Below are 17,179 nucleotides of genomic sequence, written 5' to 3' on the forward strand. Positions count from 1 at the left end.
ATCAGAACATTCGGGGAGGGGGCGCCAGCGGAGCAGGGCGATCGTCATCCAGGACGCGGGCAAGCGCCGGCGCGGGATAGGCGAAAACCGGCTTTACACCAGCGGCCGTCATGGCCGCCGGCGGCAGCAACAGACAGGCCGCACAAAGTGGCATTTGCGCCGCCCTGCCGGCAGCGCAGGGATCTTTCAGCGCCTGCGCCTTGCCCGTCGCTCCGGACATGTCCATCCCGGCCATCGCGTGATCCATGGTGGCGGACTTGGGGGCCGCCGGCCCGTTCATCGATGCGCATGTCGGACAGCCTGCCCATGCGGACATCGCGCTGTAGACCAGCCAGCCGAGTACCATCGTCATGAGAGCGAGCGTGCGCATGAGTTTCAATGTAGGCAAATCCCGGCGGAAGCCAAGTCAGTAACGCAAATCTCAATCGTCGACGGCGTCGACAGGCCTTTCACCAGGCGGCAATCACCTTGTGTTCGATCCTGTAATCCCTGCTCTCTTCGCCGAGCGGAGCGACCGGCCATGTCCAGACCGCTTTCGCCGGTGGCGGGGCGATGCCATGCAGCAAGTCGGCCTCCTCATGTGTTTTGCCGTTGCGGTCGATGACGGCATAGGCGATGTCGGTCACGAGGCAATGCCGGCAGCAAAGTCCCGAAAGGCCGCTGAGATGCGCAGCGACCAGCCTCTCCACAGTGTCTTCAGGCATTCGACCCGCCGCCTCTGCCTCATGGCGCCGTTTCACGCCGCGGCCGATCTGCGACAAGAGATTGGCGGAAACCGCGAAATCGAGATAGGGCACGCTACGCAGGAAGCCGAGCGGTTCGGCTTCCTGCCCGGCCGCGAGTTCGTCATAGCCGGAGAGATCGCGCTCGATCAGCCGGACGTTGCGATAGCCCTTGGCCGCAACCCACAGCCGTACTGAGGCGAGATGAACGAGATCGATGAGCACGACCGTGTCGAAATCGCGTACCAGCTCGTCGATCGGCACGTCCCGCAACAGGCCGGAGCCGAGCACGACGGCGGTCCGTTTCTGACGGAGCCCGGCCGCCGCCGCACGGATCGCGTTGCGGCTCTTCTCTTCGTGGTCGGCCCAATTACGGGCGCAGCGTCCAGCCCGCGACCAGAGATTGACGGAATAGCGGATGAACTTTCGATGGCACTTGCCGGTCAGCGGCAACGTCGCGGCATAGAGGAGCGCCTCAGTGATCATGAGCATATCCGCATTCTGAACAATGCCTCTCGTTCAATCGATTCCGGCAGTGCCATCAAGGCCCTTCGCCCTTGCCGCTCCCCGCCCAATCCGCTAGGACACCGCCACTGTCACAGTCAGCGGAATTCCCGGAAATGAACGACAAGCAGAAGAAACCGCAAAAGCTCAAGGCCCGCCTGCCGCGCGGCTTCGTCGACCGCTCGGCCGACGATATCCGCGCCGTCAATGAGATGACGGCAAAGATCCGGGAAGTCTACGAGCATTATGGTTTCGATCCTGTGGAAACGCCGCTGTTCGAATATACCGATGCGCTCGGCAAGTTTCTGCCCGACAGCGACCGGCCGAACGAGGGCGTCTTCTCGCTGCAGGATGATGACGAGCAGTGGATGTCGCTGCGTTACGACCTGACGGCGCCGCTCGCCCGCCACGTCGCGGAAAATTTCAACGAGATCCAGCTTCCCTACCGCACCTATCGCGCCGGCTACGTCTTCCGTAACGAGAAGCCCGGCCCCGGTCGCTTCCGCCAGTTCATGCAGTTCGATGCCGATACCGTGGGCGCGCCTGGCGTCCAGGCCGATGCCGAAATGTGCATGATGATGGCCGATACGCTGGAAGCCCTCGGCATCAAGCGCGGCGACTACGTCATCCGCGTCAACAACCGCAAGGTTCTGGACGGCGTCTTGGAGGCGATCGGCCTCGGCGGGGACGACAAGGCCGGCCAGCGGCTCAACGTTCTGCGCGCCATCGATAAGCTCGACAAGTTCGGGCCGGAAGGTGTGGCGCTGCTCCTCGGACCCGGCCGCAAGGACGAATCCGGCGACTTCACCAAGGGCGCCGGCCTCAATCAGGAGCAGATCGACAAGGTGCTCTTCTTCGTCGGCATCAAGGATTATGCCGAAAGCGCCGGCCGCCTGGCCGAACTCGTCGCGGGAACCTCGAAGGGCGGCGAAGGCGTCGAGGAGTTGAATTTCATCGGTGCACTCGTCACGAGCGCCGGCTATGGCTCCGACCGCATCAAGATCGACCCCTCGGTCGTGCGCGGCCTCGAATATTATACCGGCCCAGTCTATGAGGCCGAGCTTCTCTTCGACGTCACCAATGAAAAGGGCGAGAAGGTCGTCTTCGGCTCGGTCGGTGGCGGCGGCCGTTATGACGGCCTGGTCTCACGCTTCATGGGCCAGCCGGTGCCGGCGACCGGCTTTTCGATCGGCGTCTCGCGCCTGATGACGGCGCTGAAGAACCTCGGCAAGCTCGGAGCGAGCGCGTTGATCGAGCCGGTGCTGGTGACGGTGATGGACGGCGACGTCGAGGCGATGGGCCGCTACCAGTGGATGACCCAGCAGCTGCGCGCCGCCGGCATCCGCGCCGAGATGTTCCAGGGCAACTGGAAGAAATTCGGCAACCAGCTGAAATATGCCGACCGCCGCGGCTGCCCCATTGCCATCATCCAGGGTGGCGACGAGCGCGCCCAAGGCGTCGTGCAGATCAAGGATCTGATCGAGGGCAAGCGGCTCTCCGGCGAGATCGAGGACAATGCCAGCTGGCGCGAGGCCCGCGTGGCGCAGGAGACGGTGGCGGAAGCCGATCTCGTCGCCAAGGTGAGAGATATCCTTGCGGCGCAGGCGGAAGATCGGAAGAGGGCAGGCTCCCGCTTCGAAACTCCATATGATCCCGCTCAAGCCGGTGACACAGATGACGACATTTGAGAGAGAACTCCCCTTCTCCCCTCGGGGAGAAGGTGGCCCGAAGGGTCGGATGAGGGCGCGCCACGGCAGAAGCTGTCCTTCGCTCGCCGCTCAGGACATTCGTCGTTTACACTCCTCATCCCCCTCATCTGCCCTGTCGGGCATCTTCTCCCCGTTGGGGAGAAGAGGGAAGTCAACCCAATGCCCCTGATCAACCTCCCCGAATTCTCCAGCGAGCTGCTTGCCGAATTTGACGCCCGCAACGCGGAGCGCATCGATACGCCGGTCATTCAGCCGGCCGAGCCGTTCCTCGATATTGCCGGCGAGGATCTGCGCCGGCGCATCTTCATGACCGAGAGCGAAACCGGCGCCAGCCTCTGCCTGCGGCCCGAATTCACCATCCCCGTCTGTCTGCGCCACATCGAGACGGCGACCGGCACGCCCAAGCGTTACGCCTATCTCGGCGAGGTCTTCCGCCAGCGCCGCGACGGCGCCAATGAATTCTATCAGGCCGGCATCGAGGATCTCGGCGACATCGACATACCGGGCGCCGATGCGCGCGCCATCGGCGACGCCACCGGCATTCTCGCCCGCCTGCTGCCGGGCCGGCGCTTAGCCGTGACTTTGGGCGATCAGGCGGTGTTCGAGGCGGTCGTCCAGGCGCTCGGCCTGCCGCTCGGCTGGCAGAAGCGACTGATCCACGCTTTCGGCAACATGAGGCAGCTGGAGGCGCTGCTGGCCGGCCTCGTCAGCCCGCAATTCGTCACCGGCCTCGACGATGATATCGCCAGGATTGTTGCATCAGGCGACGATCAGGCGCTCGTCGCCCATATCGAGCACGAGATGCAGGCGACGGGTTACTCGACGAATGCCAGCCGCTCGCCTCTGGAGATCGCCCGCCGCCTCAAGGAAAAGCTCATCCTGTCCGAGACGCGTCTCGACGATGCCGCCTTCCATGTGCTGGAAGAGTTCCTGTCGCTGCACGTACCGCTCGTCAATGCGTCCGCAGCACTTGCCGGCTTTGCCGACGCTGCCGGCCTGAAGCTCGGCAATGCGCTGTCGCGCTTCAACGGCCGCGTTGCCGCCCTTGCCGATGCCGGCGTCGATCTGTCCTGCCTGGACTATCGCGCCGCTTTCGGGCGTCCGCTCGATTATTACACCGGCCTCGTCTTCGAGGTGACGGTGGAAGGTTCGAGCGCGGTTCTAGCCGGCGGCGGCCGCTTCGACCGGCTCTTAACCTTCCTCGGCGCGACGGATCGCATTCCGGCCGTCGGCTTCTCCTTCTGGCTCGACCGCATCGAAACCGAAAGGGCAGCCGCATGACCATCACGATCGCGCTTCCCTCGAAGGGCCGGATGAAGGACGACGCTTCGTCGATATTCGAGCGGGCCGGCATGCCGATTTCGGCGGTTGGCAACGACCGCTCCTATCGCGGCCGCGTCGATGGCTGGGATGATGTCGAGATCGCCTTCCTGTCGGCGTCGGAAATCTCCCGCGAACTCGGCAACGGCACCGTCGATTTCGGCGTTACAGGCGAGGACCTGATGCGCGAGGGCTTTTCCGAGGTCGACAAGCGTGTCGAATTCTGCGCCCGGCTCGGCTTCGGCCACGCCGATGTCGTCGTCGCGGTGCCCGAGATCTGGCTCGATGTCGACACCATGGCCGATCTCGGCGATGTCGCCGCCGATTTCCGCGCCCGCCACGGCCGACGCCTTGCCATCGCCACCAAGTACTGGCGCCTGACCCAGCAGTTCTTTTCGAGCCAGCATGGCATCCAGCTTTATCGCATCGTCGAAAGCCTGGGTGCGACCGAGGGCGCTCCCGCCTCCGGTTCGGCCGATATCATCGTCGATATCACCTCCACCGGCTCGACGCTACGGGCCAATCATCTGAAGGTGCTCCAAGACGGTGTCATTCTGCATTCAGAGGCTTGCCTCGTGCGTGCCCGCAAGGAGAGCCACGTGGACTCGCCGGTCGTGCAGGCGATCGTCGACGCGGTGCGCGCCGCCCTCTAATCTCTACTATCAACGCGAAAGAAAACCCGCCGTCAGTTCAATGACGGCGGGTTTTGCATGCTTGGGAGGAGATGGGATTAGCGGGCGGCGACGGCCTGCAGACCACGGCGTGCGTCAATCGAATAGGCACCGGCACCGACGGTGGCGAGTAGGATGTACGCGCCGGCCAGCGTGATGTTCTTCATAACCATGATCTGGTTGAGAATGTTCACGAGTTCCGTGCCGCTAGCGTAGGGCAGATGGAAGGCAACGCCCGTAAAGACACAGAAGCCAGCGAGCAGCCAGCCGGCAATACGGACCTGGAAGCCTGCGAGAACCGCAAGGCCGGCCAGCAGTTCGAAGAGGCCTGCGACATAGGCCAACAGGGTTGCCGCCGGCAGGCCGGCACCGGCGATCATGCCCGCAGTACCGGCGGGATCGGTCAGCTTCATGAAGCCGGAAAGGATGAACATGAATGACAGAAGAATGCGGGCAATCAGGATGATGGCGTTCGACATGGACATTGTCTCCGTTTGAAGGCTCGGGAGATCTTGGTGCCCTCGGCACGCTGTGGATCTCTGATACCCCTATGTCGCCTATTTCTTCCGTCATGGAAAGATAAACAGAAGGGGACGCTTCGTTCAACAATATGGAACAATACCCTCGCTTGCCTTTCCGGAGCATCGTCTTCTATGGTCGGCCGATAATATGGAGTCTCTTATGGCAGATCTTTCCGCATTTCCGATCACCACGCGCTGGCCGGCGAAAAATCCCGATATCATCCAGCTTTATTCCCTGCAGACGCCGAACGGGGTGAAGGTATCGGTCGCCCTCGAAGAGCTCGGGCTCGCATATGAGCCGCACTATATTTCCTTTGCCGCCAACGAGCAGAAGTCGCCGGAATTCGAATCGCTCAATCCGAACGGCCGCATTCCGGCGATCATCGATCCGAACGGGCCTGGGGGAAAGCCGATCGGGCTGTTCGAATCCGGCGCCATCCTGCTCTACCTCGCCGAAAAGACCGGAAAGCTCATCCCCGCCGATGCCGCCGGCCGCTATGAATGCATCCAGTGGGTGTTTTTCCAGATGGCCGGGATCGGCCCGATGCTCGGTCAGTTCGGGCATTTCTACAAATTCGCCGCCGACAAGGTCGCCAATAATTCCTATCCGGTGGAGCGCTACCGCGATGAATCCAAGCGGCTGCTCGGCGTGCTCGAAGGCCGGCTGAAAGGCCGCCAATGGATCATGGGTGATCAATATACGATTGCCGACATCACCACTTTCACCTGGATTCGCGGCGCAGATATCTTCTATGGCGGCCGTGAGATTCTCGAATATGCGAAATTCCCCGCCGTTTCCGATTGGCTGGAGCGCTGCATCGCGCGCCCGGCAAGCACCAGAGGCCTCAACATTCCTGTCAAACCGGAGTAACGGACGATCCGCCGGACAATGCAAAAGGCCGCCCTGCCGCCCGACCACTAGCGTGGAATCGTGAGGACCATCTTAAGCAAAACCCCAATAACCCCGGTTGTCGGGGCATTACTCATGCCGGAGATTTCCTCAGACATTCAAGGCGGCTTCGATTGCCTGTCCCTTCCAGGGAGTGAACGTCAACCTTTGCAAGAACCCGCATCGGCCGAAATTCGGGATCGCCTCAGATGTGGAGGATCGGCGCGATAGGTCAACCGGAACAAGCAACCCCGTATCAAGGGCGCGATCCGCTTCGCCTGGCGACCGCAATCACGGCGGCATTCGGTCGAGCCAGACTTTTTTGACGCTGGCTTCCACAAATCGCAGATGGCGATGACTCTTTTCACCTCCTTGAACCGTCGTTGTTGCGACCGTCGTCGAGCGGTCGAATGAACGAGGACTGAGAAATGGATCTGGAAGGAAAGCGAATTGTGGTCGTCGGCGGGAGCCGCGGCTTGGGGAGTGGGCTTGCCGAGGCATTCGTTGCTCGCGCGGCCGAAGTCACCGTGGTCGCCCGAAACGCGAGCGCTGTGCTGGGGCCGGCTGAGCAACTTGCCGTCACCGCCATATCGGCCGATGCAACTGATGCCGACGCGGCGTGGCGGATCATGGAGCAGACGCGACCTGATGTCGTCATCATGAATGCCGGTGCGAAACCGCCCATGGAACGGATCGACCGGATTGGCTGGGAGGTATTCACGACCAACTGGAATGTAGACGTCAAGGCCGCGCTGCATTGGGTACAGGCTGCCCTGACCTTGCCAATGGCGCCGGGCGGGCTCGTCGTGCTGGTCTCCAGCGGAGCCGCCGTGCAGGGGTCGCCACTATCGGGAGGTTATGCCGGCGCCAAGCGCGCGCAGTGGTTCATTGCAAAATACGCCGACGACTTGTCGGCGGAACTCGGCCTGGGCTTGCGGTTCCGGGTCATCGTTCCCCGGCAGATGTTCGTTGGAACTGGTGTGGGCGATACCGGAATCGGGGCCTATGCTGCGAAGGCGAGTCGGACATTTGCCGAACAAGCCGCCACCTGGCCGGACATGACGCCGCGGGCTTTCGGTGATACGGTCGCCGAACTGATCGGCGATTCCGGCCTCGCTGAGGCCATGGTCTATGCCGTGCGTGGGGATACGGGTGTGACGGTCATCGAATGACGAAAGACCCAGCTCTCGGGACTGAAGAGAGGAAAACTCTGCTTGCAGACCTGGCCAGGGAAGCGGACGCGCTTCGCCCCCAACTGCATCGTTACGCTGCTCGTCTGGTGGGTTCGGTGATCGACGGCGAGGACGTGATTCAGGACGCGTTTGCCAAGGTATTTGCGACGGCTGGCTCGATCCCACCTGGCACGTCGCTGCGACCGTGGCTGTTTCGCATCGTCCACAATCGAGCCATAGATTCCCTGCGCCAGCGCAGTACGCGCCGGTCGGAGCCGCTTGAGATAGCCTTTGATCTGCCCGATATCAGCGCAGTCGGCGCGGAGGACGCGCTGATCCGGCGGGACACGGTGCGGGTCGCCCTGGGTCATTTTGCAGAATTGCCGGTGCCGCAACGCAGCGCGGTAATCCTCAAGGATGTGTTGGGAGAGTCGCTTGCGGATATCGCAGCGCTGCTCGAACTGAGTGTCGACGCCGTCAAGGCCCATCTGTCGCGCGGTAGGGCGAGATTGCGTGCGATCTCCGACGTGCGGTCTGACGTTGCGCCGTTGCCAAGTCCGGAGGCCCTGAACTTTGCAGCGCTCTTCAACGCCCAAGATTGGGACGCGCTGCGTCGCTTGCTGGCCGATGACGTTCGGCTTCGCCAGGCGCGACGGCCTGAAATCTCGGGTGCCGCCGATGTCGGTCGATTTTTCACCTATTATGCCGAATATCCGCGAGTCAGGGTCGAACCTGCCCGGCTGGAAGGCAGGGAAATATTCCTGGTTTCGGCCGAACCGGCGAGCGGGCCTTCCTATTTCATGCTGCTCGAATGGCGGGGGCAAGAGATAAGCCTAATCCGCGACCATCGCTACGCGACCTATGTCATGGATGGTGCTGATGTCATGCCGGCCGCATCGCGGTGACCGATACTGGTCGAGACGTGCTTCCTCGCGGCCCCCTATGCGCCGCCACTTGCGGACGTTTCGTAAAACATGACTATTCCCGCTATGCCAAAGGGTACGCTGCGATTCCTCTTTGATTTTGCGGCCGGCGGCCGCTTGCGGACGGGTGATGAAGCTACCAATCCAAATTGGCCGCCGGACCGCTTGATGCGATAGTACGGATGGCTGCAATGGGCCCGTCGGTCGTGGGCTGAAAATGTGGAACCGCAAAATCTAGCGATTCCACATTTACGTTATGGCTGGGCCATGAGCGGCCTTTATCTAGGGTCGCCGGTCTTATTGCCGGCTGGTGATCTGCCTTGCGCCTTCGAGCTTGAAGCGAGGGAAGATGAAGACGCCGGTTATGCTGCCGCTGTATTTCTCCTCGAGCCCGTTCGACTCGCCCATGCAGAACAGTGGCTGGCGCAAACCGTTCGGCATGATGATTGTCGTTGAAAAGCAGAAGGAGGAGCAGTGCGTCGCCGCCTGCTCGAACAGTTCCAGCACGCGGGCTCGATCCTTGCTATCGTAGCAGCGGATCAGGTTAAGCAGCCCGCATTCCTCGGCGGAGAGGCCGTGCAGCATCGCGCTCCATTTGCCGAGACGGATCAGGCCGCTCGAAAAATCTCCGGTCCAGCTTTCGGAAACCGACAACTGCGCCAGCATCTGGTGATTTTGATGGTTGTCGTTCAGCGAGCCGGTCATCAAGGGCACGGCTCCATTGGCTTTGGCGATCTTAAACAAGGCGTTCCCCAGTTCGGATGCGGCTCCTCCGCCGCACGCTCGGCAAACACAAAGAAACAGGATCATGGGACGGCGGGCATGATGCCCGCGCCTACTTCGGCGATCGTTGCAGCCATTCGAGTCTCCGGACCTGAGCCCTTCGAACACGCATTTGTGGCATCGCCTTCCCGGCTCGTCTGACAGAGAATGATCGCCGGGCGCGCATCAATTGCAGCCGCGGATTTATAGGAGCTTTTGCACAAACGGCAACGGCTTTTTGAGCCTGTTCGGATCGGCGTTATTTGTGAGAGATGTCGGCATCATCACGCTCTTCAGCCAGAAGTGACCAGTTTCGGCATTTTTCGAACGGTTTAGCATCTATTGCGTGAGAAACCTTCCCGCGGAAGCAATCTCCCGCGCACTTTTCGGCATTGGAAAAAGAGCAGCGACGCAAGCCTGACGAAAGCTTCGAGGTCGGCTGACGCGCTGCACGGGATAAAATAGTGCGCAACGGAACGAATCGCAGCGGACAAAAGAAAAGGGCGACCCGGGGGCCGCCCTTCCTGTTCCGGATGTGCCGGAATGGATGTCAGTGACGGCTTTCGCCTATCACATCATGTCCATTCCACCCATGCCGCCCATGCCGCCCGGCATAGCCGGAGCGTCCTTCTTCGGCAGCTCGGCGATCATGGCTTCGGTGGTGATCAGCAGCGATGCGACGGAAGCGGCATCCTGCAGGGCGGTGCGAACGACCTTGACAGGGTCGATGATGCCCATGCCGATCATGTCGCCATATTCGCCGGTCTGGGCGTTGTAGCCGTAGTTGTCCTGATCCTTGTCGAGGATCTTGCCGACAACGATCGAAGCTTCGTCACCAGCGTTTTCAGCGATCTGGCGGGCCGGAGCCTGCAGAGCGCGGCGAACGATGTTGATGCCGGCTTCCTGGTCGTCGTTGATACCCTTGGCGGAGATCTTGACGGAAGAACGGAGCAGGGCAACGCCGCCGCCCGGTACGATGCCTTCCTGAACGGCAGCGCGCGTCGCGTTGAGGGCGTCGTCGATGCGGTCCTTCTTTTCCTTGACTTCGACTTCCGTCGAGCCACCGACGCGGATGACGGCAACGCCACCAGCGAGCTTGGCAAGACGTTCCTGCAGCTTCTCGCGGTCGTAGTCGGAGGTGGTTTCTTCGATCTGGGCCTTGATCTGGGCAACACGGCCTTCGATGTCGGACTTGGCGCCCGAACCGTCGACGATCGTGGTGTTTTCCTTGGAGATCGAAACCTTCTTGGCACGGCCGAGCATGTCGAGCGTGACGCTTTCGAGCTTGATGCCGAGGTCTTCGGAGATGACGGTGCCGCCGGTCAGGATGGCGATGTCTTCGAGCATGGCCTTGCGGCGGTCGCCGAAGCCAGGCGCCTTGACAGCAGCGATCTTGAGGCCACCGCGCAGCTTGTTGACGACGAGGGTCGCAAGAGCTTCGCCTTCGACGTCTTCAGCGATGATGAGGAGCGGCTTGCCGGTCTGGACGACGGCTTCGAGAACCGGGAGCATCGACTGCAGGTTCGAGAGCTTCTTCTCGTGGAGGAGAATGAAGACGTCTTCGAGGTCGGCGACCATCTTTTCCGGGTTGGTGACGAAGTAGGGGCTGAGGTAACCGCGGTCGAACTGCATGCCTTCGACGACCTCGAGTTCGGTTTCGGCGGTCTTGGCTTCTTCAACCGTGATGACGCCTTCGTTGCCGACCTTCTGCATGGCTTCGGCAATGTCGAGACCGACCTGGCGTTCGCCGTTTGCGGAGATCGTGCCGACCTGGGCGACTTCTTCCGAAGTGTTGATCTTCTTGGCCTTGGCCTGGAGATCCTTGACGACTTCGGCAACGGCGAGATCGATGCCGCGCTTCAGGTCCATCGGGTTCATTCCTGCGGCAACGGCCTTGGCGCCTTCGCGAACGATCGCCTGGGCAAGAACGGTTGCAGTCGTGGTGCCGTCACCGGCGATGTCGTTGGTCTTCGAAGCGACTTCGCGGACCATCTGGGCGCCCATGTTTTCGAACTTGTCTTCAAGTTCGATTTCCTTGGCGACTGAAACGCCGTCCTTGGTGATGCGCGGAGCGCCGAAGGACTTGTCGATGATGACGTTACGGCCCTTCGGGCCGAGCGTGACCTTCACTGCATCGGCGAGAATGTCGACGCCGCGCAGCATCTTTTCGCGCGCGGTGCGGCCAAACTTGATTTCTTTAGCTGCCATGTTTGTGTCTCCTGAATTCGATTTGTTCGGGCAAAAAGCCCGTCAGCCATTTCGGGAAAGCGGATCGGCCGATCAGCCGATGATGCCCATGATGTCGGCTTCCTTCATGATCAGAAGGTCTTCGCCGTTGATCTTGACTTCAGTGCCGGACCACTTGCCGAACAGAACGCGGTCGCCAGCCTTGACGTCGAGAGCGACGACCTTGCCGGACTCATCACGAGCGCCGGAGCCGACGGCGACGATTTCGCCTTCCTGCGGCTTCTCCTTGGCGGTGTCGGGAATGATGATGCCGCCCTTGGTCTTTTCTTCGGACTCGACGCGACGAACGACGACGCGGTCGTGAAGCGGACGGAAATTGGTGCTTGCCATTGTCTAATCCCTCGATCGAATGACATTCGCGGACCGGAGCGGCCCGCATGGATAAGTGTTAGCACTCCTCTCTGGTGAGTGCTAGCGCTCGAGCATTTAGGGATGGCTCCGAGAGGAGTCAATGAGAGCAATCACGAATTTTTGTGCCGGAATTGTGAAGAGGCGGCGAATTATCGGAGGTTACCGCCGATCCTGTCTGGCATAGCAACGTTCCCAGACCTTGCCGTCCCCTCTCGCCGGGATTGCCGACGATCTTGTCTGCCAGGTGAAGAAAATGCCTTGCCATCGCCTTGCGCCTTTGCAATGTCACCGGTGACTGAAGCAAATCGGGAAATTGGAATGGCCAGGCGGATAGGAAACTTCTCGGAGATCACAGATCGCTATGACGTGGTGCTCTGCGACGTCTGGGGCGTCGTTCATAACGGCGTCGATCCGTTTCCAAAGGCAGCCGCAGCCCTTCAAGCGGCGCGCGAGAGCGGCCTTGCCATCGTCCTGATCACCAATTCGCCGCGCCTTTCCTGGCAGGTGGTCGAGCAACTGCGCCATATCGGCGTTCCAGATGGCGCCTATGACCGGATCGTCACTTCGGGGGACGTCACCCGCGGGCTGATTTCCGAGGGGCCGAAGACGGTCTTTCTGCTCGGCCCCGAGCGCGACAAGGCGCTTCTCGAAGGCATCGGCGTCGAGCGCCGGCCGGCCGGTGAAGCGCAATCGCTCGTCTGCACTGGCTTTTTCGACGACGAGACCGAAAAGCCCGAGGACTACACCGACATGCTCCTCGATTTCCAGGCGCGCGACGTGCCGATGATCTGCGCCAATCCCGACCTCGTCGTCGAACGCGGCCATCGCATCATCCCCTGTGCGGGCGCCATGGCTGCCTATTACGAGCAGCTCGGCGGTAAAACCCGCATTGCCGGCAAGCCGCACCGGCCGATTTACGAGGCGACGCTTTCGGCCGCCCGCGAGCTTCGCGGCGATTTTTCCACCGACCGTGTGCTGGCGATCGGCGACGGTATGCCGACGGATGTGCGCGGCGCCTTGAATTTCGGCCTGGATCTTCTCTACATCAGCGGCGGGATCCATGCCAAGGAATACACCTTGAACGGCGAGACCGACGAGGCGATCCTCAACGCCTATCTCGAGCGGGAGAAGGCCGCGCCGAAGTGGTGGATGCCGCGCCTTGCATGAAGAGAAGCCAGCCGATGACCGTCTTCCACCGCAATGAAACCCGCGAAGCCTTGCCTGCCCATCTGAAGGGCGGGGTCATTGCCATCGGCAATTTCGACGGCGTGCATCGCGGCCATCAATCGGTGCTGAACCGCGCGCTCGAAATAGCGAAGGCGCGCGGTATTCCTGCCCTGGTGCTGACCTTCGAGCCGCATCCGCGCACGGTGTTCCGGCCGCAGACACCGGTCTTCCGGCTGACACCCGCGCCGCTCAAGGCCCGGATTCTGGAAACGCTCGGTTTCAACGCAGTCATCGAATATCCTTTCGACTACGAATTTTCGCAGCGCTCGGCCGACGATTTCATCCATTCGATCCTCAAGGATTGGCTAGGCGCCACCGAAGTCGTCACCGGCTTCGATTTCCATTTCGGCCGCGGCCGCGAAGGCGGGCCTGCCTTCCTGATGAATGCCGGCCAGACCTATGGTTTCGGCGTCACCCTGATCGACGCCTTCCGCGACGAGAACGCCGATGTCGTCTCGTCGAGCCATATCCGGGCGCTGCTGAAGGACGGCAATGTCAGCGAAGCCGCCGGCATGCTCGGCTACCGCTATACGGTCGAAGCCGAGGTGATCGACGGCGAAAAGCTCGGCCGGCAACTCGGTTTTCCTACCGCCAATATGCGCCTGCCGCCCGAGGCCGAACTTGCCGCCGGCATCTACGCCGTTCGCTTCCGCCGCCGGGACGGAACGCTCCACGATGCCGTCGCGAGCTACGGCCGCCGCCCGACGGTGACGGAAAACGGCGCGCCGCTGCTCGAAACCTATCTGTTCGATTTTCACGGCGATCTCTACGGCCAGCTCTGCGCCGTCTCCTTCTTCGGCTATCTGAGACCCGAACTGAAATTCGATGGCCTCGATGCGCTTGTCGTCCAGATCAAACGCGACGAGGAAGAGGCGAGGGCGCTGCTGGCGGGCGTGGCGCCATTGGGCGAACTCGATCGCAAGCTTTGCTTCTCCTGAGAGTGCACTGGTCGGAATGTTCCGGGTGCATGCCGGATTCGGCAGTGCCTCGCGATCGTAGGCAGGCAATTTCCTCTCTTCCTTTTCCCGGCAAAAACGCCTATGAACCGGCGCTATGATGAAACTTCGGCTGGCAATGACGATACGAATTATCGGCCCGGCCTTCCGCGCGCGCTAAGCGGCCGGGAGGTCCGGGTTTTCGGCGCTTACGAGCAGGCGCTTCCGCCGCCACCTATTTTCACGTCCGTCGCGCCCTCACGGGGCTGCCAGAAACGATTGTCACACATGACCGAAACAGCCGAAAAGATCGATTACTCGAAGACCCTCTATCTGCCTGAAACCGATTTCCCGATGCGCGCCGGTCTGCCGCAGAAGGAACCGGAGCTTGTTGCCCGCTGGCAGCAGATGGATCTCTATAAGAAACTGCGCGCCTCCGCCGCCGGCCGCGAGAAATTCGTCCTGCACGACGGCCCGCCCTATGCCAATGGCAACATCCATATCGGCCATGCGCTGAACAAGATCCTCAAGGACGTCATCAACCGTTCGTTCCAGATGCGCGGCTATGACGCCAACTACGTGCCCGGCTGGGATTGCCACGGCCTGCCGATCGAATGGAAGATCGAGGAAGAGAACTATCGCGCCAAGGGAAAGGCGAAGCCTGACCTGAGCGAGCCGGCGGCGATGATCGGCTTCCGCCGCGAGTGCCGCGCCTATGCCGAGAAGTGGATCAAGGTCCAGGGTGACGAGTTCCAGCGCCTCGGCATCGTGGGCGACTTCGAAAACCCGTATCTGACGATGAACTTCCATGCGGAAAGCCGCATCGCTGGTGAGCTCTTGAAGATCGCCGCTAGCGGCCAACTCTACCGCGGCTCCAAGCCGATTATGTGGTCGGTGGTCGAGCGCACCGCGCTGGCGGAAGCCGAGGTCGAGTACCACGACTATGAAAGCGACACGATCTGGGTGAAATTCCCCATCGCGAAAGGCCCCGACAGCATCAAGGATGCCTTCGTCGTCATCTGGACGACCACGCCATGGACGATCCCCGGCAACCGCGCGGTCGCCTATTCCTCACGTGTCGCCTACGGCCTTTACGAGGTCACGGCTGCCGAGAATGATTTCGGCCCGCGTCCGGGCGAGAAGCTTGTTTTCGCCGACAAGTTGGCCGAGGAATCCTTTGCCAAGGCGAAGCTGCAGTACCGGCGCCTAGCCGATGTCACGGCTGCCGATCTCGCCGGCATGGCCTGCGCACATCCCCTCCGAGGCCTGGAAGGCGGTTACGAATTTGTCGTGCCGCTGCTCGAGGGCGATCATGTCACTGACGATGCCGGTACCGGTTTCGTGCACACCGCACCCAGCCACGGCCGCGAAGACTTTGACGTCTGGATGGCGCATGCCCGTGAGATCGAGGCCCGCGGCATCGAGACCAAGATCCCGTTCCCGGTCGACGACGGCGGCTTCTACACCGCCGACGCTCCCGGCCTGGAAGGCGCGCGCGTCATCGACGATAACGGCAAGAAGGGCGATGCCAATGATCGCGTCATCAAAGCGCTGATCGAACGCAATGCGCTCTTTGCCCGCGGCCGCTTGAAGCACCAGTATCCGCATTCCTGGCGTTCGAAGAAGCCTGTCATTTTCCGCAATACGCCGCAATGGTTCGTCTATATGGACAAGACGCTGCCGGATGGAACGACGCTGCGCAGCCGGGCCCTCGGCGCGATCGACGACACCCGTTTTGTGCCGGCCGCCGGCCAGAACCGTCTGCGTGCGATGATCGAGCAGCGCCCGGACTGGGTTCTTTCCCGTCAAAGAGCGTGGGGCGTGCCGATCTGCGTCTTCGTGAATGAGCAGGGCGAAGTTCTGAAAGACGAGGCCGTCAACCAGCGCATCCTCAATGCCTTCGATGTCGAGGGCGCCGACGCCTGGTTTGCCGAAGGCGCCAAGGAACGGTTTCTTGGTAACGAGCACGACCCGGCCAAGTGGACACAGGTCATGGATATCCTCGACGTCTGGTTCGACTCGGGCTCGACGCACACCTTCACGCTGGAGGATCGCCCCGACCTGAAATGGCCGGCCGACCTTTATCTCGAAGGGTCCGACCAGCATCGCGGCTGGTTCCATTCTTCGCTCTTGGAATCGGCTGCCACCCGCGGCCGCGCGCCTTATAACGCCGTCCTCACCCATGGTTTCACCATGGACGAGAAGGGCGAGAAGATGTCGAAGTCGAAGGGCAACGTCACCTCGCCGCAGGAGGTGATGAAGGATGCCGGCGCCGACATCCTGCGTCTCTGGGTCATGACCTCGGACTACGCCGATGATCTCCGCGTCGGCAAGACGATCATCCAGACCAATGTCGATGCCTATCGCAAGCTGCGCAATACCATCCGCTGGATGCTCGGCACGCTCGCTCACGACAAGGGGGAGGTCATCGCGCTTGCCGATCTGCCGGAGCTGGAGCAGCTGATGCTGCACCGTCTCTCCGAGCTCGATCAGCTCGTGCGCGAGAATTATGATGCCTTCGATTTCAAGAAGATCGCCCGCGCATTGATCGACTTTGCCAATGTCGAGCTCTCGGCCTTCTACTTCGACGTCCGCAAGGATGCGCTCTATTGCGATGCGCCATCCAGCCTCCGCCGTCGCTCGGCGCTCTATGTCATCCGCATGATCTTCGATTGCGTGGTGACCTGGCTTGCGCCGATGCTGCCGTTTACGACGGAAGAGGCATGGCTCTCACGCAATCCCTCGGCTATCTCGGTGCATCTGGAGCAGTTCGCTCCGGTCGCCAAGGAATGGCGCAACGATGCGCTGGCCGAAAAGTGGAGGAAGATCCGCGCGATCCGCAGCGTCGTGACCGGCGCTCTCGAAATCGAGCGCAAGGACAAGCGCATCGGTTCCTCGCTCGAGGCGGCGCCCGTTGTCTATGTCGCCGATGCGGCGCTTCGCAAGGCGCTCGAGGGCCAGGATTTCAGCGAAGTCTGCATCACCTCTGGCATCACGATCAAGTCAGATGCCGGCCCGGCCGACGCTTTCCGCTTGGCCGAGGTGCCTGACGTCGCCGTCGTGCCGAAGCCTGCCGAAGGCGTCAAATGCGCCCGTTCCTGGCGCATCACCACCGATGTCGGTTCTGATCCGGACTATCCCGACGTCTCGGCGCGCGACGCCGCCGCCTTGCGCGAACTCGGCATCCGCGCCTGAAGATATTTGCCGGGTGAATTGCCATTGCGGC

Annotated in this window: 15 protein-coding genes; 9 read left to right on the forward strand and 6 right to left on the reverse strand. The window is 61.6% G+C overall.

All coding sequences use genetic code 11. The features are described from left to right. Position 1: 1 nt before the first annotated feature. Both NXC14_RS04255 and NXC14_RS04260 read right to left on the reverse strand, forming a co-directional pair. Positions 2 to 370, reverse strand: a complete 369-nt coding sequence (locus NXC14_RS04255) for a hypothetical protein (protein ID WP_085777099.1) — start codon at positions 368 to 370, stop codon at positions 2 to 4. 79 nt (positions 371 to 449) lie between these two features. Beyond that, positions 450 to 1,214, reverse strand: a complete 765-nt coding sequence (locus NXC14_RS04260) for a hypothetical protein (protein ID WP_085777100.1) — start codon at positions 1,212 to 1,214, stop codon at positions 450 to 452. 128 nt (positions 1,215 to 1,342) lie between these two features. Here NXC14_RS04260 and hisS point away from each other — a divergent pair, with 128 nt between their 5' ends. The 3 genes from hisS (at position 1,343) to hisG (ending at position 4,908) form a co-directional block, all read left to right on the forward strand. Further along, positions 1,343 to 2,914: a histidine--tRNA ligase gene (gene hisS, locus NXC14_RS04265; protein WP_085777101.1), complete on the forward strand. Its 1,572-nt coding sequence runs from the start codon at positions 1,343 to 1,345 to the stop codon at positions 2,912 to 2,914. A gap of 180 nt (positions 2,915 to 3,094) precedes the next feature. Continuing rightward, entirely contained in the window at positions 3,095 to 4,216 is a 1,122-nt protein-coding gene (locus tag NXC14_RS04270; RefSeq protein WP_085777102.1) for an ATP phosphoribosyltransferase regulatory subunit, read from the forward strand. Beyond that, positions 4,213 to 4,908 (forward strand): ATP phosphoribosyltransferase, encoded by a 696-nt coding sequence (hisG, locus tag NXC14_RS04275; RefSeq protein ID WP_085777103.1) that lies wholly within the window; start codon positions 4,213 to 4,215, stop codon positions 4,906 to 4,908. Before NXC14_RS04270 ends, hisG begins: the two co-directional genes overlap by 4 nt. Before the next feature lie 77 nt (positions 4,909 to 4,985). Here hisG and NXC14_RS04280 read toward each other — a convergent pair whose 3' ends face one another. Next, a complete protein-coding gene (locus tag NXC14_RS04280) occupies positions 4,986 to 5,405 on the reverse strand; it encodes a DoxX family protein (protein ID WP_085777104.1) in 420 nt (139 codons plus the stop codon). 202 nt (positions 5,406 to 5,607) lie between these two features. Here NXC14_RS04280 and NXC14_RS04285 point away from each other — a divergent pair, with 202 nt between their 5' ends. From NXC14_RS04285 to NXC14_RS04295, 3 genes are all read left to right on the forward strand, one after another. Next, entirely contained in the window at positions 5,608 to 6,318 is a 711-nt protein-coding gene (locus NXC14_RS04285) for a glutathione binding-like protein (protein ID WP_085777105.1), read from the forward strand. Between the two features lie 446 nt (positions 6,319 to 6,764). Continuing rightward, positions 6,765 to 7,508 (forward strand): SDR family NAD(P)-dependent oxidoreductase, encoded by a 744-nt coding sequence (locus NXC14_RS04290; protein WP_085777106.1) that lies wholly within the window; start codon positions 6,765 to 6,767, stop codon positions 7,506 to 7,508. Continuing rightward, complete coding sequence (locus tag NXC14_RS04295) at positions 7,505 to 8,413, forward strand: sigma-70 family RNA polymerase sigma factor (protein WP_085777107.1); 909 nt, start codon at positions 7,505 to 7,507, stop codon at positions 8,411 to 8,413. Before NXC14_RS04290 ends, NXC14_RS04295 begins: the two co-directional genes overlap by 4 nt. Before the next feature lie 315 nt (positions 8,414 to 8,728). Here NXC14_RS04295 and NXC14_RS04300 read toward each other — a convergent pair whose 3' ends face one another. From NXC14_RS04300 to groES, 3 genes are all read right to left on the reverse strand, one after another. Further along, complete coding sequence (locus NXC14_RS04300; protein ID WP_085777108.1) at positions 8,729 to 9,175, reverse strand: hypothetical protein; 447 nt, start codon at positions 9,173 to 9,175, stop codon at positions 8,729 to 8,731. A gap of 588 nt (positions 9,176 to 9,763) precedes the next feature. Further along, positions 9,764 to 11,401, reverse strand: a complete 1,638-nt coding sequence (gene groL / locus NXC14_RS04305) for a chaperonin GroEL (protein ID WP_085777109.1) — start codon at positions 11,399 to 11,401, stop codon at positions 9,764 to 9,766. A 72-nt stretch (positions 11,402 to 11,473) separates the two neighbouring features. Further along, positions 11,474 to 11,770: a co-chaperone GroES gene (groES, locus tag NXC14_RS04310; protein WP_004675403.1), complete on the reverse strand. Its 297-nt coding sequence runs from the start codon at positions 11,768 to 11,770 to the stop codon at positions 11,474 to 11,476. A 339-nt stretch (positions 11,771 to 12,109) separates the two neighbouring features. Here groES and NXC14_RS04315 point away from each other — a divergent pair, with 339 nt between their 5' ends. The 3 genes from NXC14_RS04315 to ileS all read left to right on the forward strand — a co-directional run bounded on the left by NXC14_RS04315 (position 12,110) and on the right by ileS (position 17,148). After that, complete coding sequence (locus tag NXC14_RS04315) at positions 12,110 to 12,958, forward strand: TIGR01459 family HAD-type hydrolase (protein ID WP_085777110.1); 849 nt, start codon at positions 12,110 to 12,112, stop codon at positions 12,956 to 12,958. Positions 12,959 to 12,972: 14 nt separating this feature from the next. Further along, positions 12,973 to 13,956 carry a bifunctional riboflavin kinase/FAD synthetase gene (locus tag NXC14_RS04320; RefSeq protein WP_085779972.1) on the forward strand — a complete coding sequence of 328 codons (984 nt, stop codon included), beginning with the start codon at positions 12,973 to 12,975 and terminating at the stop codon, positions 13,954 to 13,956. A gap of 285 nt (positions 13,957 to 14,241) precedes the next feature. Then, positions 14,242 to 17,148 (forward strand): isoleucine--tRNA ligase, encoded by a 2,907-nt coding sequence (gene ileS / locus NXC14_RS04325; RefSeq protein ID WP_085779973.1) that lies wholly within the window; start codon positions 14,242 to 14,244, stop codon positions 17,146 to 17,148. The last annotated feature ends 31 nt before the right edge of the window (positions 17,149 to 17,179 follow it).

This window comes from Rhizobium sp. NXC14, from assembly GCF_002117485.1.
GTDB lineage: Bacteria > Pseudomonadota > Alphaproteobacteria > Rhizobiales > Rhizobiaceae > Rhizobium.

Coding starts and splice junctions, on each gene's coding strand:
- NXC14_RS04270 (WP_085777102.1), top strand. CDS start 3,095: ATGCCCCTGATCAACCTCCCCGAATTCTCCAGCGAGCTGCTTGCCGAA.
- NXC14_RS04260 (WP_085777100.1), bottom strand. CDS start 1,214: ATGCTCATGATCACTGAGGCGCTCCTCTATGCCGCGACGTTGCCGCTG.
- NXC14_RS04320 (WP_085779972.1), top strand. CDS start 12,973: ATGACCGTCTTCCACCGCAATGAAACCCGCGAAGCCTTGCCTGCCCAT.
- NXC14_RS04315 (WP_085777110.1), top strand. CDS start 12,110: ATGGCCAGGCGGATAGGAAACTTCTCGGAGATCACAGATCGCTATGAC.
- NXC14_RS04255 (WP_085777099.1), bottom strand. CDS start 370: ATGCGCACGCTCGCTCTCATGACGATGGTACTCGGCTGGCTGGTCTAC.
- NXC14_RS04295 (WP_085777107.1), top strand. CDS start 7,505: ATGACGAAAGACCCAGCTCTCGGGACTGAAGAGAGGAAAACTCTGCTT.
- NXC14_RS04290 (WP_085777106.1), top strand. CDS start 6,765: ATGGATCTGGAAGGAAAGCGAATTGTGGTCGTCGGCGGGAGCCGCGGC.
- groL (WP_085777109.1), bottom strand. CDS start 11,401: ATGGCAGCTAAAGAAATCAAGTTTGGCCGCACCGCGCGCGAAAAGATG.
- NXC14_RS04280 (WP_085777104.1), bottom strand. CDS start 5,405: ATGTCGAACGCCATCATCCTGATTGCCCGCATTCTTCTGTCATTCATG.
- groES (WP_004675403.1), bottom strand. CDS start 11,770: ATGGCAAGCACCAATTTCCGTCCGCTTCACGACCGCGTCGTCGTTCGT.
- ileS (WP_085779973.1), top strand. CDS start 14,242: ATGACCGAAACAGCCGAAAAGATCGATTACTCGAAGACCCTCTATCTG.
- hisS (WP_085777101.1), top strand. CDS start 1,343: ATGAACGACAAGCAGAAGAAACCGCAAAAGCTCAAGGCCCGCCTGCCG.
- hisG (WP_085777103.1), top strand. CDS start 4,213: ATGACCATCACGATCGCGCTTCCCTCGAAGGGCCGGATGAAGGACGAC.
- NXC14_RS04285 (WP_085777105.1), top strand. CDS start 5,608: ATGGCAGATCTTTCCGCATTTCCGATCACCACGCGCTGGCCGGCGAAA.